This window comes from Mycobacterium sp. NGS57, assembly GCF_059812405.1.
In genome coordinates, this window is record NZ_JCALCP010000015.1 from 44547 (window position 1) to 69767 (window position 25221).

The 25221-nt window shown below is 70.2% G+C and carries 15 protein-coding genes and 1 pseudogene; 7 read left to right on the top strand and 9 right to left on the bottom strand.

The window, feature by feature from the left end:
• Positions 1-33: 33 nt before the first annotated feature.
• A complete protein-coding gene (locus tag AC5Y43_RS22990) occupies positions 34-2643 on the bottom strand; it encodes an ATP-binding cassette domain-containing protein (protein WP_499976336.1) in 2610 nt (869 codons plus the stop codon).
• A gap of 161 nt (positions 2644-2804) precedes the next feature.
• Here AC5Y43_RS22990 and AC5Y43_RS22995 point away from each other — a divergent pair, with 161 nt between their 5' ends.
• The 3 genes from AC5Y43_RS22995 to AC5Y43_RS23005 all read left to right on the top strand — a co-directional run bounded on the left by AC5Y43_RS22995 (position 2805) and on the right by AC5Y43_RS23005 (position 8496).
• Complete coding sequence (locus AC5Y43_RS22995) at positions 2805-4820, top strand: serine/threonine-protein kinase (protein WP_499976341.1); 2016 nt, start codon at positions 2805-2807, stop codon at positions 4818-4820.
• A gap of 113 nt (positions 4821-4933) precedes the next feature.
• A complete protein-coding gene (gene uvrB / locus AC5Y43_RS23000; protein ID WP_499976343.1) occupies positions 4934-7102 on the top strand; it encodes an excinuclease ABC subunit UvrB in 2169 nt (722 codons plus the stop codon).
• Entirely contained in the window at positions 7099-8496 is a 1398-nt protein-coding gene (locus AC5Y43_RS23005; protein WP_499976345.1) for an MFS transporter, read from the top strand. The genes uvrB and AC5Y43_RS23005 overlap by 4 nt, the downstream gene beginning before the upstream one ends.
• Before the next feature lie 2 nt (positions 8497-8498).
• Here the strand turns inward: AC5Y43_RS23005 and AC5Y43_RS23010 are convergent, their stop codons facing one another.
• From AC5Y43_RS23010 to AC5Y43_RS23020, 3 genes and pseudogenes are all read right to left on the bottom strand, one after another.
• A complete protein-coding gene (locus tag AC5Y43_RS23010) occupies positions 8499-8909 on the bottom strand; it encodes a PIN domain-containing protein (RefSeq protein WP_499976349.1) in 411 nt (136 codons plus the stop codon).
• Positions 8910-8974: 65 nt separating this feature from the next.
• Positions 8975-9127: pseudogene (locus AC5Y43_RS23015) on the bottom strand (type II toxin-antitoxin system VapB family antitoxin); the annotation flags it as partial.
• 57 nt (positions 9128-9184) lie between these two features.
• Positions 9185-10765: a mannosyltransferase gene (locus tag AC5Y43_RS23020; protein WP_499976351.1), complete on the bottom strand. Its 1581-nt coding sequence runs from the start codon at positions 10763-10765 to the stop codon at positions 9185-9187.
• A gap of 259 nt (positions 10766-11024) precedes the next feature.
• Between AC5Y43_RS23020 and AC5Y43_RS23025 the strand changes: the two genes are divergently transcribed.
• Positions 11025-11468 (top strand): universal stress protein, encoded by a 444-nt coding sequence (locus tag AC5Y43_RS23025; RefSeq protein WP_499976353.1) that lies wholly within the window; start codon positions 11025-11027, stop codon positions 11466-11468.
• 6 nt (positions 11469-11474) lie between these two features.
• Here AC5Y43_RS23025 and AC5Y43_RS23030 read toward each other — a convergent pair whose 3' ends face one another.
• Positions 11475-12152: an MBL fold metallo-hydrolase gene (locus tag AC5Y43_RS23030; RefSeq protein ID WP_499976356.1), complete on the bottom strand. Its 678-nt coding sequence runs from the start codon at positions 12150-12152 to the stop codon at positions 11475-11477.
• Positions 12153-12277: 125 nt separating this feature from the next.
• Between AC5Y43_RS23030 and uvrA the strand changes: the two genes are divergently transcribed.
• Positions 12278-15190 carry an excinuclease ABC subunit UvrA gene (uvrA, locus tag AC5Y43_RS23035; RefSeq protein WP_499976360.1) on the top strand — a complete coding sequence of 971 codons (2913 nt, stop codon included), beginning with the start codon at positions 12278-12280 and terminating at the stop codon, positions 15188-15190.
• A 60-nt stretch (positions 15191-15250) separates the two neighbouring features.
• Here uvrA and AC5Y43_RS23040 read toward each other — a convergent pair whose 3' ends face one another.
• Positions 15251-16432, bottom strand: a complete 1182-nt coding sequence (locus AC5Y43_RS23040) for a winged helix DNA-binding domain-containing protein (protein WP_499976363.1) — start codon at positions 16430-16432, stop codon at positions 15251-15253.
• Between the two features lie 3 nt (positions 16433-16435).
• Entirely contained in the window at positions 16436-16864 is a 429-nt protein-coding gene (locus tag AC5Y43_RS23045; protein WP_499976365.1) for a DUF6653 family protein, read from the bottom strand.
• A 546-nt stretch (positions 16865-17410) separates the two neighbouring features.
• Between AC5Y43_RS23045 and AC5Y43_RS23050 the strand changes: the two genes are divergently transcribed.
• Together AC5Y43_RS23050 and AC5Y43_RS23055 are read left to right on the top strand one after the other, a co-directional pair.
• On the top strand, positions 17411-18127 hold the full coding sequence (locus AC5Y43_RS23050) for a hypothetical protein (RefSeq protein ID WP_499976367.1): 717 nt from the start codon (positions 17411-17413) through the stop codon (positions 18125-18127).
• 163 nt (positions 18128-18290) lie between these two features.
• Positions 18291-20180, top strand: coding sequence for a putative bifunctional diguanylate cyclase/phosphodiesterase (locus AC5Y43_RS23055; protein WP_499976369.1), 1890 nt, complete (start codon positions 18291-18293; stop codon positions 20178-20180).
• On the opposite strand, the gene AC5Y43_RS23060 is transcribed toward AC5Y43_RS23055, so the two are convergent.
• Together AC5Y43_RS23060 and lysX are read right to left on the bottom strand one after the other, a co-directional pair.
• On the bottom strand, positions 20177-21679 hold the full coding sequence (locus AC5Y43_RS23060) for an alpha/beta hydrolase (protein WP_499976372.1): 1503 nt from the start codon (positions 21677-21679) through the stop codon (positions 20177-20179). The two genes, AC5Y43_RS23055 and AC5Y43_RS23060, sit on opposite strands and share 4 nt — an antisense overlap.
• Before the next feature lie 76 nt (positions 21680-21755).
• Entirely contained in the window at positions 21756-25085 is a 3330-nt protein-coding gene (lysX, locus tag AC5Y43_RS23065; protein WP_499976374.1) for a bifunctional lysylphosphatidylglycerol synthetase/lysine--tRNA ligase LysX, read from the bottom strand.
• Positions 25086-25221: the final 136 nt, after the last annotated feature.

Sequence of the window (25221 nt, forward strand, 5' to 3'; positions counted from 1 at the left end):
CGTTTCGTGCTTCGGGGGATGGATGAGCTCAGCCTATCGGCGTAACCGGATCTTCCAGCGCACGAAGCCGCCATAGAGCACCGACAACGCGGCCAGCATGCCCATGTCGATCAGCCAGATCTTGGCCAGGTGCTGCCAGAACCGGTCCTGGGGCAGCAGCGAATCCGGCACCAGGTGCCGCACGTCGACCGTCGACGCCGCGGCGGCGTACCCCCAGCGCGCCGGCATCGCGAAGGACAGCTGGTCCAGCGCCAGCCGGCCGGTCACCGGCACCATGCCGCCGCACAGCACCAGCTGCGCCATGATCGACACCACGAACAGCGGCATGATCTGCTCGCTGGACCGCACCAGCGACGAAATGGCAAGCCCCAGAATGGCCGACGCCACGCACGTCGCGGCGACGGTCAAGAACAGCTCGACGGTGGCGGCCGCGGTCGACTGGCCCAGCACGACGGCGCCCCGGGTCGGCGCGCCCTTGCCGACCACCACGATCGTCGTCGTGATCGCCGACTGCAGGATGGCGAACCCGCAGAACACCGCGGTCTTGGCCAGCAGGTACGCCGACGTCGAGAGGCCGACGGCCTGTTCGCGCTGGAAGATCGCGCGCTCGCCGACCAGGTCGCGGATCGTCAGCGCGGTGCCCATGAAAGCCGCCGCCAGCAGCAGCAGGTTGAGTATCTGCGCGGACTCGTCGGGCGTGCCGCCGTGCGGGTCGGGCACGCGGAATCCGCTGGAGCCCGGCACGGTCAGCGACAGCGCGCCCAGGATGAACGGCAGCAGCGCCAGGAAGACGAAATAGGCGCGGTCGGCGACGACCAGGCGGACCTGGCGGCGGGCCACCGTCGAGATCTGCCGGCGCACGCTGGTGTGCACGGGCGCGCCCAGGTCGCCCGGTTCGTCGCTCCTGGGCGGCTTCTGCGGTCGCTCCTGGGCCTCGGCCCGGAACCGCCGGTTCGCCTCCTCGGGGTCGGCGCCCACCTGGGTGAAGATCTTGGCCCAGTTGGTGGTGCCCATGGCGTCACCGATGCGGTCGGGCGGGCCGAAGTAGGCCGTCTTGCCGCCCGGCGCGACGAGCAGCAGCTGGTCGCAGATGTCGAGGTAGGACAGCATGTGCGTCACCACGATCACCACCCGGCCGGCGTCGGCGAGCTGCCGCAGCATCGCCATGACCTGGTGGTCCAGCGCGGGGTCGAGGCCCGACGTCGGCTCGTCGAGGATCAGCAGCGACGGCCCGGTCAGCAGCTCCAGCGCCACCGAGGCGCGCTTGCGCTGCCCGCCGGAGAGCTTGTCGACGCGGGTGTCGGCGTGCTTGGTCAGGTCAAGCTCCTGGAGCACTTGGGCGACGACCTTGGCGCGGTCGGCCTTGCCGGTGTCGGGCGGCAGCCGCAGCTCGGCGGCGTAGCCCAGCGCCTGGTTGACGGTGAGCTGGCGGTGCACCACGTCGTCCTGGGGGACCATGCCGATGCGGCTGCGCAACGACGCGTACTCGGCGTGGATGTCGTGGCCCGCGAAGGTCACCGAGCCGGAGGTGGGGCTGGTGTAGCCGGCGATCAGCCGGGCCAGCGTGCTCTTGCCGGCGCCCGACCCGCCGATCACCGCGGTCAGCGTCCCGGGCCGGGCGCTCAGCGAGATGTCGTCGAGCAGCTGCTTGCCGTTGTCGACGACGTACTTGACGTTGCGCACCTCCAGGCCGCCGCCGCGTGACGGGACCTCACTCAGCGGGACCAGGGTGCCGTCGCGCAGCACCAGGTCGACGTTGCCGATGGTCACGACGTCGTCGTCGGTAAGGATCGCCGACCCCACGCGGGTGCCGTTGACGAACGTCCCGTTGATGCTGTTATCCCGGATCTCGGTGCCGAGCGGGGTCTGCACCAGCGTGGCGTGGTGGCGCGAAGCGAGGACGTCGTAGACGACGATGTCGCTGTCGGCGGCGCGCCCGATCGTCTTGGCGCCGGCCGTTTGCGCGGCCGCCGACATGCGTGGCGAGAGCAGCTTCATGAAGCGGGTGGCCAGGTCCGACACGTCGGCATTCTTGACGTCGATCACCGTGGACTCGGCCGGCGGCGGCGCGTCCGCCGGCTGCGGCGCGGCGGGGATCCGCGTCGTCTGCACGGGTGGCGACAGGGGTGGCGGTGGCGCCGGGCGCCGCCTGATCGGGCCGGAAGGCCGCGCCGGCTGCCCGGGCGGCGGCGGGGGAGGCTGAGGCGGCACCGCGCGCGGCGGGGCCGTCGGGTTCGTCCGCTCCAGCGGCGCCGACCAGGCCAGGGTGGGCGGCCCGGAGTCCCGCGCCGGCCGCGGCTGGGGCCGCTGGCTGGCCTGCCCCTGCTGCGGGCCGACCGCGAACGTCAGCCGCGGCCCCTGCGGATTGCCGACATTGATGCTCTGGCCGTCGTGGATGTCGATGACCGGCATCCGGTAGCCGTTGACATAGGTTCCGTTCAGCGAGCCGTTGTCGATCGCCAGCCATCGGCCCTGATCGAACCGCACGATCAGATGCGCGCGGGAGATCCGGGGGTCCGCAATCCGCAAGTCGGCGTTGGTGTCCCGGCCGACGACGACCTCGTGGCCGGCCGCGAAGGAACGCTGGGACCCACCAGCAGCCTCGTGCCGGATCGTCAGGACAGGCGGGGCGGGTCGAGTCACCGTTCAAGTATCGGTCCGCGGCTCCGGTGTCCTCCATGGGACTCGCCTGTGATTTGTCTTTGTGTCGCTCCGGCGACTCATAGCCGTTTCACAGCCTGCTGAGATCAACCGCCCACCGGGGTCCGGCATCTTCGAACGCGAACCAGGAGGGGCAGCCATCGATGGACGAACGTAGGGGGGCCACCCGGCGACTCGACGCCGGGCGCCGGTTGCTGAGCAACCCACGGCTGGCCCGCGAGGCCCTGCGCGCGGGCTTTCACTCGCTGCCCTCGGCGACCGTCGCGCACCTGCTGCACCGCATTCCGCCGGTCAATTCGGCCCCGGACGCCGAGGCCGGCGGGCCGCGCCGCGCCCTGAGCGGCGGCGCGCCGTTCGCGGGCTACACGATCCTGCGCCAGCTTGGCGCGGGCGGCATGGCCGAGGTCTACCTGGCGTTGCACCCCCGGCTGCCGCGCCGCGACGTCATCAAGGTCCTCGCCGAGGCCGTCACCGCCGATACCGAGTTCCGCGAGAGGTTCAACCGCGAGGCCGACCTGGCGGCCACGCTGTGGCACCCGCACATCGTCGGCGTGCACGATCGCGGCGAATTCAGCGGGCACCTGTGGATTTCGATGGACTACGTCGAGGGCACCGACGCCGCCCGGCTGGTCAAGGAACGCCACCGCGAGGGCCTGCCGGTCGAGGAGGTGTGCGCCATCGTGCGGGCCGTCGCCGGCGCGCTGGACTACGCGCACGACCGCGGGCTGCTGCACCGCGACGTCAAGCCCGCCAACATCCTGCTCACCCACCCGGAGGAGGGCGAGCGCCGAATCCTGTTGGCGGACTTCGGGGTTGCCCGCCACCTCGCCAACATCAGCGGCATCACCGAGACGAACGTCGCGGTCGGAACCGTGGCCTACGCCGCGCCCGAACAGCTGACGGGCTCCAACATCGACGGCCGGGCGGACCAATATGCCTTGGCCGCCACGGCTTTTCACCTGCTGACCGGCGCGCCGCCCTTCCAGCACCCCAATCCCGTCGCGGTGATCAGCCAGCACCTGCACGACGACCCGCCAACGCTCAGCGACCACCGCCCGGAGCTGGCGCACCTCGACGACGTCTTCGCCAAGGCCCTTGCCAAGCAACCTCAGGACAGGTTCGAACGGTGCCGCGCGTTCTCGTCCGCCTTCTCGTCCGCCGTCGAGGTTGCCGGCGAAGCCGGCGACGCCGTGGCGCCGCAGCCCGCGCACCGGCGGAGGCTGCACCACCGGTTCTCGTCGCGCACCCGGTGGGCGACCGCGCTGCTGTGCGCGGTGCTGATCGCGATCGCGGCGACCTGGTCGACCCTGTACTCGTTCGAAGCGGCGACCCCGCCGGCCAACGCGCCGGCGCTCGCCTCCAAGCCGTCGGTGCCGGCGCCGAGCGCCGCCCCCGCGCTGCCCGGCGGGCCGGCGCTCAACGGCACCTACCAGCTGACCTTCGACCGCAGCAAGCAGACCGCCAACGGCGTCCCCGTCCGCCACGACGGGGCCGCCACCAGCTGGTGGGCCTTTCGCTCGGCGTGCACGGCCGACGGGTGCGCGGCCACCGGCACCGAGCTCAACCACGCCAACCACACGATGGTCAGCACCACCGACGGCGGCCACACCGACGCGCTGCGCTTCGTCGCCGGCTACTGGCAGGGCACGCCGCAGCAGGTTCGGCTGGGCTGCACCCAGCCGAACGGGCAGGTCCGGGCCACCCAGCAGGAGACGATCGCGTGGTCGCTGGCGCCGCAGGCCGACGGCACACTGCGCGGCACGGTGACCGAGACGGTGCTCAGCGACGAATGCGGCGCCCAGGGCGCGGTGGCGCGGGTGCCGGTGGTCGCCGCCCGCATCGGCGACGCCCCCGCCGTGCCGCTGGCCGATCCCGCGCAGGTGATCAGCGCGGCGGCCACGCCGTCGCACCCTGCGCCGCCCGTCCTCGGCGGGCTGTGCGGCGACGTCGACAAGCTGGCCTACGACCCGACCAACAATGAGCAGGTCGTCTGCGAGGGCAACACCTGGGCCCGGGCCCCGATCACGATGGGCATGCACGCCTCCGGCAGCTCCTGCGACCGCCCCAACACCTCGGTGTTCGCCATGACCACCTCGAACGACGGCTACCTGCTGCAGTGCGACCCGGTCACCCGGACCTGGACCCGCCCCTCGCACTAGCCCTCCCTCTTACCGCGAGCGCCCGTGTTTGTACGGCGCCACGCCGCGTGGCGCGGCATTTTGCGGCCCCTCGCGGCGGACGGCTTGTCGGTGACCCGCTCTACCCTGGTCCCATGGCCTTCGCCACTGAACATCCGGTAATCGCGCACTCGGAATACCGCCCCGCCGCCGAGGAGGTGGAGGGGCTGGTGCGCGCCGGCGGCCACTTCGAGGTGGTCAGCCCGCACGCCCCGGCCGGCGACCAGCCCGCCGCCATCGAGGAGCTGGAGCGGCGGATCAGGGCGGGAGAACGCGACGTTGTGCTGCTCGGCGCCACCGGCACCGGGAAGTCGGCCACCACCGCCTGGCTCATCGAGCGCCTGCAGCGCCCCACCCTGGTGATGGCGCCGAACAAGACGCTGGCCGCCCAGCTGGCCAACGAGCTGCGAGAGATGTTGCCGCACAACGCCGTCGAGTACTTCGTGTCGTACTACGACTACTACCAGCCGGAGGCGTACATCGCGCAGACCGACACCTACATCGAGAAGGACAGCTCGATCAACGACGACGTGGAGCGCCTGCGGCACTCCGCCACGTCGTCGCTGCTGTCCCGCCGCGACGTCGTGGTGGTGGCCTCGGTGTCGTGCATCTACGGCCTGGGCACCCCGCAGTCCTACCTGGACCGCTCGGTCGAGCTGCGGGTCGGCACCGAGGTGCCCCGCGACGGCCTGCTGCGGCTGCTGGTCGACGTCCAGTACACCCGCAACGACCTGTCGTTCACCCGCGGCTCGTTCCGGGTGCGCGGCGACACCGTCGAGATCATCCCGTCGTATGAGGAGCTCGCGGTGCGCATCGAGTTCTTCGGCGACGAGATCGAGGCGCTGTATTACCTGCACCCGCTGACCGGCGACGTCGTCCGCCAGGTCGACTCGCTGCGGATCTTCCCCGCCACCCACTACGTGGCCGGCCCGGAACGCATGGCGCACGCGATCTCCACCATCGAGGAGGAGCTCGCCGAGCGGCTCGCCGAGTTCGAGAACCAGGGCAAGCTTTTGGAGGCCCAGCGGCTGCGGATGCGCACCAACTACGACATCGAGATGATGCGCCAGGTCGGGTTCTGCTCGGGCATCGAGAACTACTCGCGGCACATCGACGGGCGCGGCCCGGGCTCGCCGCCGGCCACGCTGCTGGACTACTTCCCGGAAGACTTCCTGATGGTCATCGACGAGTCGCACGTCACCGTGCCGCAGATCGGCGGCATGTACGAGGGCGACATGTCCCGCAAACGCAACCTCGTCGACTACGGGTTCCGGCTGCCGTCGGCCGTCGACAACCGCCCGCTGACCTGGGAGGAGTTCGCCTCACGGATCGGCCAGACGGTGTATCTTTCCGCCACCCCCGGCCCCTACGAGCTGAGCCAGACCGGCGGCGAGTTCGTCGAGCAGGTGATCCGCCCCACCGGCCTGGTGGACCCCAAGGTGGTGGTCAAGCCGACCAAGGGCCAGATCGACGACCTGATCGGCGAGATCCGCAAACGCGCCGACGCCGACGAGCGGGTGCTGGTGACCACGCTGACCAAGAAGATGGCCGAGGACCTCACCGACTACCTGCTCGAGATGGGCATCCGGGTCCGTTACCTGCACTCCGAGGTCGACACGCTGCGCCGGGTGGAGCTGCTCAGACAGCTGCGGCTCGGCGACTACGACGTGCTGGTCGGCATCAACCTGCTGCGCGAGGGCCTCGACCTGCCCGAGGTGTCGCTGGTGGCGATCCTCGACGCCGACAAGGAGGGCTTCCTGCGCTCGACCCGCAGCCTGATCCAGACCATCGGCCGCGCCGCCCGCAACGTGTCCGGCGAGGTGCACATGTACGCCGACAAGCTCACCGACTCGATGAAAGAGGCGATCGACGAGACCGAACGCCGCCGGGCCAAGCAGACCGCCTACAACGAGGCCAACGGCATCGATCCGCAGCCGCTGCGCAAGAAGATCGCCGACATCCTCGACCAGGTCTACCGCGAGGCCGACGACAGTGAAACCGTCGAGATGGGCTCGGGGCGCAGCATTTCCCGCGGCCGGCGCGCGCAGGGCGAGCCCGGGCGCGCGGTCAGCGCCGGCGTGATCGAGGGCCGCGACACCTCCAACATGCCGCGCGCCGAACTGGCCGACCTGATCAAGGACCTCACCGCGCAGATGATGGCCGCCGCCCGCGACCTGCAGTTCGAGCTGGCGGCGCGCTTCCGCGACGAGATCGCCGACCTCAAAAAGGAACTGCGCGGGATGGATGCCGCCGGCCTGAAGTGACGCACACCGACAACGTCACCGGCAGCTGGCGCGAGCTGCTCGGCGCCAGGCACCTGGGCACGTCGGTCGTGCTGGCCGGGGGTGTCGCGCTGTACGCCACCAACGAGTTCCTGACCATCAGCCTGCTGCCCGACACCGTCGCCGAGATCGGCGGCAGCCGCCTGTACGCCTGGGTGACCACGCTGTACCTGGTCGGGTCGGTGGTCGCGGCGACCATGGTCAACCCGATGCTGGTCCGCGTCGGGGCGCGCCCGTCGTACCTGACGGGGCTGGCCCTGTTCGGCGCCTCGAGCCTGGCCTGCGGGGCGGCCCCCGACATGGGGGTCCTGATCGCCGCGCGCGCGTTGCAGGGCGTGGCCGGTGGGCTGCTGGCCGGCCTCGGCTACGCGGTCATCAACGCGGCGCTGCCCCGCTCGCTGTGGACGCGGGCCTCGGCGCTGGTATCGGCGATGTGGGGGGTGGCGACGGTGGTCGGGCCCGCGACGGGCGGGCTGTTCGCGCAATTCGGATTGTGGCGGTGGGCGTTCGTGGCGATGGCGGTCCTGACGGCGCTGATGGCGTTGCTGGTGCCGATCGCGCTGCCCGCCGGCCGTGCCGAAAGGGCCGGTACCACAACGGTTTTGCGGGTGCCGGTGTGGTCACTGCTGCTGATCGGCGCGGCGGCGCTGGCCGTCAGCGTCGCCCAGCTCCCGCACAATATCGCCGCGACGGCCGGGCTGCTCGCCGCCGCCGTGGTGCTGCTCGGGGCGTTCGCGGTCGTCGACTGGCGGGCGCGCGCATCGGTGTTGCCGCCCAGCGTGTTCGGGCCCGGGCCGCTGAAGTGGATCTACCTGAGCATGGGCGTGCTGATGATCGGCGCGATGGTGGACACCTACGTGCCGCTGTTCGGGCAGCGGCTGGCGCACCTCTCGCCGGTGGCGGCGGGCTTTCTGGGCGCGGCGCTGGCGGTCGGCTGGACCGTCTCCGAGATCGTCAGCGCCTCGCTGGAGAATCCGCGCGCGATCGGCCGGGTCATCGCGGTCGCGCCGGTGGTGGTGGCGTCGGGGCTGGCGCTGGGCGCGCTGACCCAGCGCGACAACGCGTCGGCGGCGATCGTGACGGCCTGGACGCTGGCGTTGATGGTGGCCGGGATCGGGATCGGGATGGCGTGGCCCCATTTGTCCGTGCGCGCAATGGATTCCGTCGACGACCCGGCCGAGGGCGTCGCGGCGGCCGCGGCGATCAACACGGTGCAGCTCGTCTCGGGGGCGTTCGGCGCGGGCATCGCCGGCGTCGTCGTCAACGCGACCCGGGGTGGTGAGGCCGCGGCGGCCCGTTGGCTGTTCGCGGTTTTCACCGCGCTGACAGCGGCCGGCGTCGTCGCGTCGTATCGCGCAGTGCGCGGCACCCGCTGAACTCAGCCCGCTATCAGCCGGCGCGCTGTGACATCGGGAAGATGGCGCGCCGCGAGTTCGTAATCGGCATCGTCATGCAGGACCACCAGACCCCTGGCAGCGGCAGTGCCGCAGACCAGCAGATCGACGACTGACAGGGCCCGCACCGCGCCCGCGCCCGCCAGCCGGTGCTGCGCCGCATCGATCCAGCGCCACACCGATTTCGGCACGGGAACATCCGGGTAGACGTCACGAAACGTCTGGTTCATCTGGCCGAACTCCTCGACGTTTCGCGCCGAGCGACGGAACTCGGCACGCTGCGGACCGCACGATCCGACGGCGCCCCTGCTAATCGCGGGGCTCCAGGCCTGGAAGAGCTCCGGTTGCCGTTGGAGACGCCAGACCGCGGAGGAATCCACCAGGAAGTAGATCAAGGCCCGACAGCCCTCTCATCGGCCCGAGCCGCGAGCCAACCCTCGTAGTCCCACCCCCTGGCGTGCTCGTAAGACCTCGCCATCGCCTCGATACGCCGGAACTGCTCGACGTAATCGCGCATCGCGAGGTTGACAGCCTCCTTTTTGGTGTGGACCCCAGCGATTCGCATCACCTCGGCCAGCGCTTCGTCATCGAGGTCTACCTGAGTCACCGACACATCAGCCTCCCAATGTTGACGATGTATGTATCGAGGATACATCACCAACATTCGAGCTCAGCGCACCGATTTGACCACCTGCGAATAGTGGAACTGCCACCGCTCCACGATGTGGAAGCCGAGGTAACCCGGGAACCGGTACGCCGGCGCGCGCCCGAAGGCCTTGCCCGGCGGCAGTGACCGGCCCGCCTGGTGATCGGGCAGCGACGGGTCGTGGTCGGTGATCGTCCAGATGGCCGGGCACTTGTTGATCTTGGCCGTCGTCAACCACACCGCGACGTGGCCGTCCCACAACCAGCCGACCTGAGGCCCATAGGCGCCGCGCTCCACGTCGATCAGCGACCGGAAGGCCGCCGGCCGGGTGGCCAGCAGGGCGCGGATCGGCCCGGGCCGCCAGGGCACGGTGTTGTCCACCATCAGGCAGTCGCCGGGCGCGGCGTGCGAGCCGATCAGGTCGGCCACCTGGCTGTAGTCCCAGCCCTCCTTGGCGTACGGCCAGCGCTGCGTGAACAGGTAATTGGGCAGCGCGGCCGCCGCGAACAGCAGCACGACGGCCGCGATCGGCCACGGCTTGCGCGCGACCGTGACGATGCACAGCGCCATCACGACGGCCGCCGCGGGCGCGGTGAAAATCAGGTAGCGCGGGTAGTAGATCGGCTCGCTGACGGCCGAGTAGACGACGACGAGCGCGGTGGGCAGCACGAGCCACGCCACGCAGCCCAGCAGCAGGGCCCGCGTGTCGCCCGCCGGTCCGCGCGCGCCCCTGAGCCGGGCCGCCACCGCCGCGACGACCAGCACGCCCGTGGCGATGGCGAACGGAACGCTGTGGTCGAAGTACTGCCGCAGGACGATGTCGAACGCGTAATGCCAGCTGACCGGGTAGATCCAGTTGACCTGGAACACCTGGTCGTGGGCGAACAGCAGGAACGGCGTCATCGCGCCGACGGCGACGGCCGATCCGGCCGCCCACCAGATCACCGGAGACCGGCGGGATCCCCGCGGCACCAGCAACGGCAGCATCGCGGCGTAGACCGGCACCAACAGCACCAGGTTGAGGTTCAGCAGGATCGACACCATCAGCGCCGGCACGTAGCCCAGCCACCATCGGGGGCGGTTGCGCCGGGCGGCGGCGACGAACAGCACCGTCAGCCAGATCCCCGCGGCCGCGGCGAAGGCGTACGAGCGCGCTTCCATGCCCGCCCAGGTGGTGCGCGGCAGGATCGCGAACACCACGCCCGCGCACACCGCGGTGGCCCGCCCTTCGACGAACTGCCGGGTGAACACCGTGACGCCGGCGGCCGCCGCGCCGATCGCCAGCGCGCTGGGCGCCCGCGACCAGAACTCGGTCGGCGGGAACATCGCGAACCAACCGTGCATGACCAGGTAATACAGCCCGTGCACGGCGTCGATGTGGCCCAAAAGCCGCCACAGCTCGGGCAGGGTCCGGCTGGCCGAGGCCGAGATCGTCGCGCCCTCGTCGAACCACAGCGACGGCCGGCACGCCCACGCGGCGCTGATCACGGTGGCCAGCGCCGCGATCGCCCACGGGTCGAACGTGCCCCGCGGGCGGACGTACGCGGCCTCGTCAGCGACGCCGGGGGTGTCGGAGGCGGCCGGATCGACAGTGGACATGGCCATGATGCTTGTCACTGTAGGGTCCCGGGCGGCGCATTTGCGCCGCGCCGCCCGCACTCGACGAAAACCTCCGCCAGGCAAGGCTTTCCGCCCCGGCGGCGCCGACCCGGCCGTCGCACCGCCGCGGATCGGGCTCGTTTGCGCAGCGTGGCCCCGCAAATGCCGCTCGCGCCACGCCACGCGGAGCCGATAATCTGGTCCCCTCTTTGTCCGGCAAACGCGATAGTGTCATCTGGCTGACCAACCGAAACTGGGAGGGTAAATGAGCGCCTATCGGACCGTGGTGGTCGGGACCGACGGCTCGGATTCATCGATGCGTGCGGTGGATCGGGCGGCCCAAATCTCGGGGGCCGAGACCAAGTTGATCATCGCCTCGGCGTACCTGCCCCAGCACGAGGACACCCGGGCCGCGGACGCGCTGCGCGACGAGAGCTACAAGGTGTCTGGCACGGCGCCGATCTACGCGATCCTGCAGGACGCCAAGGAGAGGGCGCACGCCGCCGGCGCCACGAACGTCGAGGAGCGCCCGATCGTCGGCGCGCCGGTCGACGCGCTGGTCAAGCTGGCCGAGGACGAAAAGGCCGACCTGCTGGTCGTCGGCAACGTCGGCCTGAGCACGATCGCGGGCCGGCTGCTCGGGTCGGTGCCGGCCAACGTCTCACGTCGGGCCAAGGTCGACGTGCTGATCGTGCACACGACGAGCTGATCGGCTCTACCAGCCGCGCTCGCGCCATTCGCTCAGGTGAGGGCGTTCGGCGCCCAGCACGGTGTCGTCGCCGTGGCCGGGGTAGATGACCGTGGAGTCGTCGTAGACGTCGAACACCCGGGCGGTGACGTCCTCGAGCAGCTGGTCGAAATCCCCGGGCTGCCACGTCTTACCAACCCCGCCGGGAAACAGGCAGTCGCCGGTGAACAGCTGGGTGACCCCGCCGGTAGCCGGCCCGTCGAGGGCGAGCGCGATCGAGCCGGGCGTGTGCCCGCGCAGGTGGATGACGTCCAAGACGAGCTCGCCGATTTGCACGGTGTCGCCGCCCGCCAGCAAACGATCCGGCTTGACCGGCAGCGGGTCCGCGTCGATCTCGTTGGCGGCCGTCGGCGCCCCGGTCGCCTGCGCCACGGCCTCCAGCGCCTGCCAGTGGTCGAAGTGCTGGTGGCTGGTCACGATCAGTGACACCTTCGGCGCGTGCTGCCGAATCAGGGCGATCAGGTCGTCGGCGTCGTTGGCGGCGTCGATCAGCAGCGTTTCGCCCGTGGCGGAACACGTCACCAGATAGGCGTTGTTGTCCATCGGGCCCACCGACGCCTTTAGAATCGTGGCGCCGGGTAGGGTCCGGCGGGCCGCGGTGCCGGGGTCGACGTGTCCGGTGTAGTCGTCGTTCAGGACGGTCATAGCGGCCACGTTACTGGTCCGCAATGACTTGTCGGTATGGGCACATAGCATGGGATGCGGTGTGCGTACTATCCGCCATTATTCGCCATAGCACGTCGTGAGAGGGGTCCCGTGAAAGGAACCCAGTGGCTGACCGCCTGATCGTCAAGGGCGCCCGCGAGCACAACCTGCGCGGCGTCGACCTCGACCTGCCCCGCGACTCGTTGATCGTGTTCACGGGCCTGTCCGGGTCGGGCAAGTCCTCGCTGGCGTTCGACACCATCTTCGCCGAGGGCCAGCGCCGCTACGTGGAGTCCCTGTCGGCCTACGCCCGCCAGTTCCTGGGGCAGATGGACAAGCCGGACGTCGACTTCATCGAGGGCCTGTCGCCGGCCGTGTCGATCGATCAGAAGTCGACCAACCGCAACCCGCGCTCGACCGTCGGGACCATCACCGAGGTCTACGACTACCTGCGGCTGCTCTACGCGCGCGCCGGCACGCCGCACTGCCCGGTCTGCGGTCATCGCATCGCCCGCCAGACGCCCCAGCAAATCGTCGACCAGGTGCTGGCGATGCCCGAGGGCACCCGCTTTCTGGTGCTCGCGCCGGTGGTGCGCACCCGCAAGGGCGAGTTCGCCGACCTGTTCGACAAGCTCAACGCGCAGGGCTACAGCCGGGTCCGGGTCGACGGCGTCGTGCACCCGCTGACCGACCCGCCGAAGCTGAAGAAGCAGGAAAAGCACGACATCGAGGTGGTGGTCGACCGGCTCACCGTCAAGGCCTCCGCCAAGCAGCGGCTCACCGACTCGGTGGAGACCGCGCTGAACCTGGCCGACGGCATCGTGGTGCTGGAGTTTCCCGACGATCACGACGAACATGGCCACGCCCGCGAGCAGCGGTTCTCCGAGAAGCTGGCCTGCCCCAACGGGCACGCGCTGGCCGTCGACGACCTGGAACCGCGGTCGTTCTCGTTCAACTCGCCCTACGGCGCGTGCCCCGAGTGCGTCGGCCTGGGCATCCGCAAGGAGGTCGACCCCGACCTGGTGGTGCCCGACCCGGAGCGCACCCTGGCCGAGGGCGCGGTGGCGCCCTGGTCCAACGGCCACACCGCGGAGTACTTCACCCGCATGATGGCCGGGCTGGGCGACGAGCTGGGCTTCGACGTCGACACGCCGTGGCGCAAGCTGCCGGCCAAGGCCCGCAAGGCGATCCTCGAGGGGTCCGACCACCAGGTGCACGTGCGCTACCGCAACCGCTACGGCCGAACCCGTTCCTACTACGCCGATTTCGAGGGCGTGCTGGCGTTTTTGCAGCGCAAGATGGCCCAGACCGAATCCGAGCAGATGAAGGAGCGCTACGAGGGCTTCATGCGCGACGTGCCCTGCCCGGAGTGCGAGGGCACCCGGCTCAAGCCGGAGATCCTGGCGGTGACGCTGACGGCGGATTTGGGCGGGAAGCCGACCACGAAGTCGATCGCCGAGGTGTGCGAGCTGTCGATTTCGGACTGCTCGGATTTCCTGCAGCGCTTGAGCCTCGGGCCGCGCGAGCAGGCGATCGCCGGGCAGGTGCTCAAGGAAATCCAGTCGCGGCTCGGCTTTTTGCTCGACGTGGGCCTGGACTACCTGTCGCTGTCGCGCGCGGCGGCCACGCTGTCCGGCGGTGAGGCCCAACGCATCCGGCTGGCCACCCAGATCGGCTCCGGCTTGGTGGGCGTGCTGTACGTGCTCGACGAGCCGTCCATCGGCCTGCACCAGCGCGACAACCGTCGTCTCATCGAAACCCTCACCCGCCTCAGGGATTTGGGCAACACGCTGATCGTCGTCGAGCACGACGAGGACACCATCGCGCACGCCGACTGGATCGTGGACATCGGGCCGCGGGCCGGCGAGCACGGCGGCGAGATCGTGCACAGCGGCACCTACGCCGAGCTGCTGGCCAACAAGGCCTCGATCACCGGGGCGTACCTGTCGGGCAAGGAGCGCATCGACATCCCCGCGATCCGCAGGCCCGTCGACCGGCGCCGCCAACTCACCGTCGTCGGCGCCCGCGAGCACAACCTGCGCGGCATCGACGTGTCGTTCCCGCTGGGCGTGCTGACCGCGGTGACCGGTGTGTCGGGCTCGGGCAAGTCGACGTTGGTCAACGACATCCTGGCCGCGGTGCTGGCCAACCGGCTCAACGGCGCCCGGCAGGTTCCCGGCCGGCACACCCGGGTCACCGGGCTGGACCACCTGGACAAGCTGGTGCGGGTCGACCAGTCGCCGATCGGCCGCACGCCGCGGTCCAACCCCGCCACCTACACCGGCGTGTTCGACAAGATCCGGACCCTGTTCGCGGCCACCACCGAGGCCAAAGTCCGTGGCTACCAACCGGGCCGGTTCTCGTTCAACGTCAAGGGCGGCCGCTGCGAGGCGTGCACCGGCGACGGCACCATCAAGATCGAGATGAACTTCCTGCCCGACGTGTACGTGCCGTGCGAGGTCTGCCACGGCGCCCGGTACAACCGGGAGACCCTCGAGGTGCACTACAAGGGCAAGACCATCTCCGAGGTACTGGACATGTCGATCGAGGAGGCGGCGGACTTCTTCGAGCCGATCAGCGGCATCCACCGCTACCTGCGCACGCTCGTCGACGTCGGCCTGGGCTACGTGCGACTCGGCCAGCCCGCGCCGACGCTGTCCGGCGGCGAGGCGCAGCGCGTCAAGCTGGCCGCCGAACTGCAGAAGCGCTCGACCGGACGGACCATCTACATCCTCGACGAGCCCACCACCGGGCTGCATTTCGACGACATCCGCAAGCTGCTGAGCGTCATCAACGGCCTTGTGGACAAAGGCAATACGGTCATCGTCATCGAACACAACCTGGACGTGATCAAGACGTCGGACTGGATCGTCGACATGGGCCCGGAGGGCGGCGCCGAGGGCGGAACCGTTGTCGCCGAAGGCACTCCGGAGGACATCGCCGCGGTGCCGGAGAGCTACACCGGCAAGTTCCTCGCCGAAGTTCCGGGTGTCGGGGCACCGGCGCGGCCCCGGCGGCGCCGCAAAGCCACGGCCTGACTGGGATGACTCTGCGCTGAGGGTGCGTCCTGGTCGCACTTTTGCGCCCCGGACGCAGCGTCAACGTGGCGTCGCGGCGGCCTTCGACAGCGGCGACGGGAAGCGCGGGCTGATCCGCACACCGCCCAGCCATTCGGTGAGGTCGGCGGCCCGCCGCTGCAGGGCGCGGCGCCCGTCGCGGCCGGGATCCTCGAGCAGCCGCAGCTGCACGCGGGCACCCTCGTCCTGGTACCAGCCTCCGACCACCCGCCCGTTCCACCACGCCGTCGGGCCGGCGTTGCCGGTGCGGTCGAACACTTGCGCCCGGTGCTCGCCGAGGTACCAGTCGCGTTGCGACCAGCCCATCGTCGTGACGTCCAGGCCCGGCAGCAGCGCGCACCACGGGGGCGCGTCGGGCTCGGGATCGAGGTCGTCGGGCAGAACCCAGCCGGTCCCGCCGCCGTGCAGGCCGACCTCCACCGCGCCGATGTCGGCCAGGGCGTGGCGGGTGGCCGTCATCGTGCTGCCGAACCACCACGTGATGTCGGCGGCGGTGGCGGGCCCGAATGCCGCCAGCCACCGGCGGGTCAGCCCGGCCCGGGCCTGCCGCTCCGGCAGCGGGTCACCCAGGTCGCCGAGCCAGTCCGCTGCGGCGGCCCACCGTGGCCGCGACGTCGTCCAGCGACCGTCGTTGGGTCCGCGCACGATCTCGCCGCGCGCCGAAAGCACCGTCAGCACCCGAGGGGCGAGTGGAACCGTTCCGCCCCAACGCTTCCCGGGCGCCGGATCGTAGGTTCCGGCCAGCTCGGGCAGGGCGGCCCGCAGCTCGCTGCTGCCGGCGGGCCCGTGGGCGCCCAGGTGGCGCAGCACCGCCGCGCAGGCCCGCTCGAGCCAACGGTCACCGTCGGGGGCCACGCCGGCCTTGCGCACGTCGCCGGCCAGCCGACGGTGTTCGTTGCGGGCGACCCGGTCGCTGCACGCCGGCTGGATCGCCGGCAGGTCGTCGCCGGCCACCACCCACAGCGTCCGGCGCATCGCGAGATGCCGCACCGCAGAACGCTTCTCGTACAGTTCGGTCTCGAGGTCGGCGGTGGCGAAGCCGGGGGTCCGTGCCCACAGCGACAGGAAGGGGGTGGCCCGATCGGTCGCATGCAGCCCGATGAGCCCGGTTACCACGCGCGTTATCGGCGGAGGTTCGCTCGCGGCAAGAAAATGCCTGCGCGCCAAGCGGTTACGCCGCTCGTCGACGGTGAAGGTGCGCACGGGTCAGCGGTCTTGCCGAGTTGCCTCGAAATAGCGCACCATCTGCCGCCAATACACCAGCGTCAGGGCCATCTGCACCGCGGTCGCGATCGCCGCCGGTAGCGCCCGATGACGGCGGGCGGCGACGACCGCGGACAGTGCGGCCACCGACGTCACCGCGCTGACGAGCATCGCCGCGTCCCGGGGCCGACGGCTGACCCACAGCTCCTCGCCCAGCATCGCCCGGGTCGACCAGGCGCGCTGGTGCGCCGGCTTGCCGAACACGAACGGGTTGACGGCGAACCACAGCGCCACCAGCGCCGCGTGGCTCCATCGCCGCGTCCACACGGGCAGCAGCGTCAGCGGCGTGCTCGCCCAGCGCGTCCATGCGCTCCATGGATTGCAGTGTCGTGCAAATATCGCGCGCCGGATGCGCGCCACGGCTGGCCACACGACGTCCAGTCTGCAACACCGTCCGCCAGAGGCGATCGGTCGCCCGAAAGGTGGGCCCGAAATCGCTCCTCCGACAAATTCGCCGCGAGCACCGGCGGAAAAACGTTCGATTCCCTCGGATACGCCGCAGCTAATCTCGTCGTCGCCGCTCGCCGGCGCCTGGAGAATCCGGAGGTAGAGGCGATACCGCCGGTCCGGTTGAATCATCTCGATGAGTGGGGTCGGGGACGCGGCGGGCGGGGGTCAGCACTGCTCGCGGACCATACGCGATGAACGCGTGCCGCCGTGCCGGGACGTGGCTGGACGCGCGCCGGGTTCAGCGGGCCGAACGGCACGGCCGGAGCCGGCGCCCACGAGCGCAAACTTTCGGCCCATTGCCCTCCCGGTCAGCTACCGGCCGGTAACACTAACGTTTTGGCCGCGCGAATCGAAGATGGACAAAAGAAATACCATCAGTTATTTGTCACGCGCCTATTTTAGGAAATAATTCAAGGCGCATCGGATGAATTAGCCCAGGATTCACGGTTAAGAAGCGAAGGGATACCCATGGTAGCGGCTCAGCTCGACGGCAGCGCGATCGACGGCCCGTGGTTGGCGGCGGGGTCGGGCTGGCATGACCAGGCGACCGGATGCTGGATCGCCGCATCCACCCCGGAGGGGGAGCCCGAGTTGTGGGAGCAATACCTGCAGGGGGCGCTGCACAGCTACAGCCGCCACGGGCTGGAATGGGTGCTCGATGTCGATGCGATTCGGGATGGCGCCGACACCACGCTGTTCTTCGCCGCGGTGGACCCCTCCGGCCGCGTCGTCGGTGGCACCCGCGTCGTGGGGCCGCTGCGCTCGCCCGAGGATTCCCACGCTCTCGAGGAGTGGAACGGCAGCCCGGGGCGCCCGGTGCTGCACCACATGATCGCCAACCGAATCCCCTTCGGCGTCGTGGAAGTCAAAAGCGCCTGGACCAACAGCAGCGATTACGGCAGCCGCGCACTGTCGCGAATATTGGCGCGCACCGCGCTGCCCATGATGACTCTGCTGGGTGTCCAATTCGTCATGGCCACCGCAGCGGCCCACGTATTGGAACAATGGCAATCCTCGGGGGGCGTCGTGGCCGCCCGTGTTCCGGCCGCGGCCTATCCCGACGAGAATTACCGAACCAAAGTGATGTGGTGGGACCGGCGCACCATTGCGACGCATGCCGAACCCGAGCAATTCAAGTTGATGTGCGCCGAAAGTTCCGAAATCCTCAGCCGCATTTCGGCTTGAGTCAAATGGGAACCGGGATGGGCTGCAGCCACGAACACGACGACGCGCGCGGCCGCTGGCGAGCGTCGGCGGCCACCTCGGGGCTACGCTGAGCAGCTGAAGACAGTGCCGGCACGCCGCCGGGCGCTCCGCGCCGGCCGGCGCGCGTCGAGGTAGCGAGGACATGGAAAACACCACAGGCCCAAAGGCTTTGACCGCGATCGTCACCGATGTGGCGACCAAGCTCATGGGCGCGACGGCCAGCACCGCCGCGGAGATCAGCACCGAGATACTGGCCGAACTGGTAGCGATCCTCGGCGTCGACGTCAGCTTCCTGCGCTACAACGACCACAGCATTCGCGCGACGGTCCTGGTGGCCGAGTGGCCGGTGCGCCCGGACAAGCCCGATCCCGACCCGCTGCAGACGGTCTATTTCGAAGGCGCCGACCCGATCTTCGCCCAGTGTGAAAACGCCAAAGAGCCAGTCGTTTTGCGTCCGCACGCCGAACACGAGGACTACCAGCGCACCCTTGAGGAGGCGGGCGGGGTGCCGGACGTGTCGATGGCGTCCGTGCCGCTCCTGTCCGGCGGTGTCACCACCGGGGCGCTCGGCTTCATCAAGTTCGGCGACCGCGAATGGACCCAGGATGAGTTCAACACCCTGACGGTGGTCGCCTCGATGTTCGCGCAGGTGCAGGCGCGCTTGAGCGTCGAGGATCAGCTGCGCTACCAAGCCGAGCACGACGACCTGACGGCGCTGCCCAACCGTCGAACCCTGGTGTCGCACCTGGATTATCGCCTCATCGCCGGCCGGCCGAGCCCGGTGTCGGTCCTGCTGTTCAACCTCGACCGGCTCAAGGCGATCAACGACTACCTCGGCCACGGCGCCGGCGATCAGTTCATCCGCGACTTCGCCGCGCGGACAACCGAAGCGATGGCGGGGCGGGGGCTCATCGCGCGGCTCGGCGGTGACAAGTTCGTCGTCGTCCCGGCCGGCGCGATGGATCTTCACACCGCCACCTCGCTCGCCGAGAGCCTGAGCAAGCAGGTCACCGATCACGTGACCATCGGCGGCGAGGTGCTCAACCGCACCGTGAGCGTCGGTGTGGCGGCGGGCGTTCCGGGCCAGGACTCGAGCCTGGACCTGCTGCGGCGCTCCGAAGAGGCGCTGATTTCCGCCAAGGGCACCGGGGGAGACAGCATCGGGGTGTTCTCCGACGAGATGCTTACCCGCCGCGAGCTGCGCAACGACATCGAACTGCATCTGCAGGCCGGCATCGAAACCGACGCGTTGACCGTCCTTTACCTGCCCGAGGTCGACATGCCGACCGGCAAGGTGCTGGCGGTCGAGGCGCTGGTGCGCTGGCAGCACCCCACCCGGGGGCTGCTGCTTCCGGACGACTTCGTCCCGGTGGCCGAATCCATCAACCTCGCCGGGGAACTCGGCGACTGGATCCTGAACGCCGCGTGCGCCCACCTGGCCGAGTGGCGGGCCCAGGGCGTGGGGCTCGACACGATGCTCCGCATCAACGTCTCGCCGGCACAGCTCGTCGCGCACGACCTGGTCAACACCGTCGAGCGCACCCTGAAGAAGTTCGGCCTGGACGGGTCGTCGATCGGGCTGGAAATCACCGAGAGCATGCTGATCCGCGACCTGGTGAACACGCGGGCCACCCTGGTCGGGCTCACCGAACTCGGCGTGGACATCGCCATCGACGACTTCGGCACCGGGTACAGCGCGATGGGTCTGCTGCGGACGCTGCCCGTGGGCACCCTGAAAATCGACCGCGGCTTCGTGCTTGACCTGGCCACCTCGGTCGACGACCTGGCGATCGTGCGGGCGGTCATCGGCCTGGCCCAGGCGCTGGACCTCGACGTCGTCGCCGAGGGGGTCGAGACCGAAGAGGCCGCCCAAGTCCTGGTCGACGAAGGATGTTCGCACGCACAGGGATTCCTGTTCTGCCAGCCGATCCCCGCCGAAGCGACGGCGCAGTTGCTGGCCCGTGGTTCCGTGCCCGTCCGCATCAGGCCGGGGGAGCCGCAGCGCGAGGCCGATCGGCGCGGCGCCGGCTAGCGAGCGGTCACGGCGTCGGCCGGCATTGCGGCGACGGGGGACACCGGGGATTCCCCGGGTAGTGCCGGCAGCTGCGTCCGGGGCACCCCGGGCGTGCCGAGGCGGCCGGCCAGCCACGGCAGCGCCGCCGCGAAAGCGCGGTCCGCGAACGGCCAGTCGTGCTTGCCGGGCTGGGGCAGGACGGCGCAGTCGATACCGTGGGCGCGGCCGAGCGCACACAGCGAGTAGGCGGCCGCAGTCTGGTTGGTCGGGTTGGCCGCGGCGTCCCGACTGAACCCCGCCGCGGTGGCGTCAGTGATTGCCAGGTCGCGGCGCGGCGCCCCCGGACCCTCCGACGAGATCGCAAACCAACCGGCCACGTCGCGGTACCGGCCGTACCGGGTGATCACGCTGCTCGGGTCGAATGCGGCCCAAGCGTCGGCGTTTCCGCCGAACAGCCGGGCGATGGTCTGCGCCTTGGTGCCGGCATTGGGGAAGAAGTCACCGGCGACGTCGACGAAGGCGCTGAACAGCTCGGGGTGCATGACGGTCAGGTCGACCGCGCACGTCCCGCCCATCGACCAGCCGGCGATGCCCCAGCCGGATCGGTCGGGGCTCACGCCGAACTGCGAAACCATGAAGGGCACAACGTCTTTGGTGAGATGGTCGGCCGCATTGCCGCGGACCCCGTTGACGCATTCGGTGTCGTTGTTGAAGGCCCCGCCGGAGTCGACGAACACCAGCACCGGCGCGTTGCCGTCGTGGGCGGCCGCGAAGTCGTCCATGGTCTTGACCGCGTTGCCCGCCCGGGTCCAGTCCGCGGGGGTGTTGAACTGGCCGCCGACCATCATGATTGTCGGCAGCGCCGGCGGCGGGCTGTCCCCCGCAAGCGGGTGGTGCCCCCAGCTGAACCATGCGGGCGGCAGGTACACCAATTCGCCGCGATGCTTGAAATGCGATGCGTCCGACGGGATCACGACCGGCACCACGCCGCCGTGCGGCGGGCGGGTTCGTGTGGCGGCCATCGCGCTGATCGTCGCCACGTCCGTCTGATCGGGCAGCGGGCCCGAGGTCAGCTGGCCCCACGCGGCCTGCACGGTCGGGAAGTAGCCGACCCACAGGTTGAGCGACAGCGCCGCGCAGAGCAAACACGACGGCACGGCAAGCAGTGTCGCGCCGCGCCGCCAGGGCCGCGCGCCACGCCACCCCACGATCAGCACCGCCACCGCGGTGCCGGCCAGCGCGATCCACACCCACAGCGCCGCCGGCGCCGGTTCGTCGGACAGGCCGCGATCGACGACGTACCAGTGCGTCGCATAGGCGGCGGCGCCGCCGACCGCGCCCGCCACCGGCAGCCAGAGCGTGCGCCAGCGGCGCGAGCGCCACCCGATGGCCAGCGTCAGCACGACCCCGGCGACGACCTGAACCGTCGCGGGCAGCCAACCGTGCATCAGGGAGGTGTGAGCGCTTGCCAGCAACGGCGCGGTGGCGAGGGGAATGCCGGCGGTCACGTCAGCCATTGTGGTCCATTGTCGAGCGCCCCGGAACCGTATCGGCCGAATATCAGCGGCACCACGAGCGCCCGGCCGGGCCCCGTCAGTGCGGCTTGGCCAGCGGGAATGGCAGGGTCTCGCGGATGCTGCGGCCGGTTACGAGCATGACGAGCCGATCGACACCCATGCCCAGTCCGCCGGTGGGCGGCATCGCGTACTCCATGGCCTGCAGGAAGTCCTCGTCGAGCTCCATCGCCTCGGGGTCGCCGCCGGCGGCCAGCAGCGACTGCTCCTGCAGGCGGCGCCGCTGCTCCACCGGGTCGGTCAGCTCGCTGTAGGCGGTCCCCAACTCGACGCCCCACGCCACCAGGTCCCACCGCTCGGCGACGCCGCGCCGGTCGCGGTGCGGCCGGGTCAGCGGCGACACCGAGGTGGGGAAGTCGATGTAGAACGTCGGTCGCTCGGTCTTTTCCTCGACCAGGTGCTCGTAGAGCTCGAGCACCACCGCGCCGGAGTCCCAGTGCGCCCGGTACGGGATGTGCGCGGCGTCGGACAGCTTGCGCAGCGCGGCCAACGGGGTGTCGGGGTCGACGGCTTCGCCCAGCGCTTCGGAGACGGCGTCGTGCACGGTCTTGACCGGCCAGGCGCCGGAGATATCGACCGGCTCGAGGCGTCCGCCGGGGCCGGGCCGCAGCACGGTCTGCTCGCCGTTGGCCGCCTGCGCGGCGTTCTGGATGAGCTCCCGGCAGCCGTCGATCCACACCGTGTAGTCGGCGTGCGCCTGGTAGGCCTCGAGCAGCGTGAACTCGGGATTGTGGCTGAAGTCGACTCCCTCGTTGCGGAAGGCGCGGCCCAACTCGAACACCTTCTCCACGCCACCCACGCACAACCGCTTCAGGTACAGCTCCGGGGCGATGCGCAAGAACAGGTCCAGGTCGTAGGTGTTGATGTGGGTGACGAACGGCCGGGCCGTGGCCCCGCCGTGGACCTGCTGCAGGATCGGGGTCTCGACCTCGATGAACCCCTTGGCGAACAGTGTCTCGCGCACCGAGCGCAGCACGCGGCTGCGCGCCCTGATCAGCTCGCGCGACTCGGGGTTGACCGCCAGGTCGACATAGCGCGTCCGCACCCGCGCCTCGGGGTCGGTCAGGCCCTTCCACTTGTTGGGCAAGGGGCGCAGGCACTTTCCGATCATCCGCCAGTCGCGCACGATCAGCGAGCGGGTGCCGTTCTTGGAAAAGCCCATCTGCCCGGTCATTTCGACCAGGTCGCCGAGGTCGATGGCCGCGGTGAAGTCGGCGGTGCGGCCGCTCTCGAGGCGCGAATTGTCCAGCAGCACTTGCATTTCGCCAGACCAGTCGCGCAGGTGGGCGAACAGCACGCCGCCGTAGTCGCGGATGCGCAGGATGCGGCCGGCCACCGAGACGTTCTCCTGGTCGTCGGCGTCCACCGCGCCGGCGATCGTGTGGCTGGGCGGGCAGCCCACCGGGTAGGCGTCGACGCCTTGGTGCTGCAGGGTTTTCAGCTTGGCCAGGCGCACCCGCACCTGCTCGGGGAGGCGGGCCCTGGTCTCCTCCGCCTCGGCGACGCCCGCGCTGCGCTGCAGACCGCTCACGTCGGGCGCCGAACCGTCGTGGTGCAGCAGCCCGGATTCCGCCAGTCTGGGCGGCACCGCCGGGTGGTGTCCGGTGTGCACCTTGTCGCGCCGGCTGAACGGCAGCACGAGGAAACCCTCGGCGATCACCGAGGCCACGCCGACCCGCGGGATCAGCCGGGCGTCCTCGTAGCAGGCGTAGCGGGGCACCCACTCCGGTTGGTACTTCATGTTGGAGCGGTACAGCGTCTCCAGCTGCCACCACCGCGAGAAGAACAGCAAGAACCCGCGCCACAGCCGCGCGACCGGGCCGGCGCCGAGCTGGGCGCCCTGCTCGAAGGCGGACCGGAACATCGCGAAGTTCAGCGAAATGCGGATGATGCCAAGCGTTTCGGCGGTCAGGGCGAGCTCGCTGACCATCAGCTCGATGGTGCCGTTGGGGGACTGCGGGGAGCGGCGCATCAGGTCCAGCGAGACGCCGGTGCTGCCCCACGGGACCAGCGACAGCATCGCCACCACGGTGTCGTCGCGGTCCAGGGCCTCGACCAGCAGGCAGTCGCCGTCGGCCGGATCGCCAAGCCGCCCCAGGGCCATCGAAAAGCCGCGCTCGGTCTGGGTGTCGCGCCAGGCGTCGGCGCGCGAGATGGTGGCGGTCATCTCGTCGGCGGAGATGTCGCGGTGCCGGCGGATGCGCACTGTCAGCCCGGCCCGGCGGGCACGTGTCACCGCCTGGCGCACCCCGCGCATGTCAGGGCCGGACAGCTTGAAGTCCGACGTCCGCAGGATCGCCTCGTCGCCGAGTTCGAGGGCGTTGAGGCCGGCCTCGCGGAACACCTGGGCCCCTTGGGAACTCGCGCCCATCACGCCGGGCGCCCAGCCGTAGGTCTGGCACAGCGCCAGCCACGCGTCGACGGCCTGCGACCACGCTTTCGGGTCTCCCACCGGGTCGCCGCTGGCCAAACAGACGCCGACCTCGACGCGGTAGGTGACGGCGGCGCGGCCGCTGTGCGCGAACACCACCGACTTGTCGCGGCGGGTCGCGAAGTAGCCCAGCGAGTCGTTCTTGCCCCACAGCTCGAGCAGCCCGCGGATGGCGGACTCGTCCTCGCCGGTGAGCGCGTTGTCGGCGCGCTGGGACTGGAACAGCACGATCGTCGCCGCGATCAGTGCCAGCGCGCCGAACAGCCCGAAGAGGGCGGAAAGCAACACGTGCGGACGGCCGGTGAAGGCGTCGCGGTCGACGAGGGAGAAGCCGACGACACGGTTGGCCACGTACCAGAAGCGCGAGTCCGGGGCCAGGGTGCCGGGCCACACCTCGACCATGCCCCAGGACACCAGGATGCCGATGACGTCGCCGGCGACCAGCACCGCGGCCGCCTTGACCAGAGCGGCCTTGCGGACCTTGGCCCAGAACTGCCGGTAGGCCAGCACCAGCAGCACGATCGCGACGATGTGGAAGGCGAAGCCGAGGTTCTCGCCGAACGACTCCGACGCGGTGTTGCCGCCGCCGGCGATGTCGGCGGCGTTCAGCCCGGCGGCGAGGATCATGTTCACCAGCAGCAGCAGCCAGGCGATGCGTTTGCGCGCGGTGAGCGCCGCGGCCAGCAACGCCAGCACGAACGACCACGCGATGCTGGTGTCGGGGAAGTTGAAGAGATAGGCGTTGATGAACTCGCGCGGCGGCTTGATCAGCCAACGGAACAACGGTGACACGCTGCCGAGCAGCGACAGGCTGGCGATGACGCCGACCACCCAGCCCGCCGCCGCCGGTACCCAGCGATACCGGGGGTTCGGCTGGCTGCCCGAACGGGGCCCCGGATGACGAGAAGCGAGAGTCACAGACCGCGAGGATATGCCCTCAAGCCGTGAAAATCCTGGCGAAGCGCCCAGGCGTGGCGTCGTCCGGCGGACAGTTGTGGTGCGGGAAGAAGTGTCATGGCTGCTAAACTGTCGACTGCGACCATTCCGGCCAAGG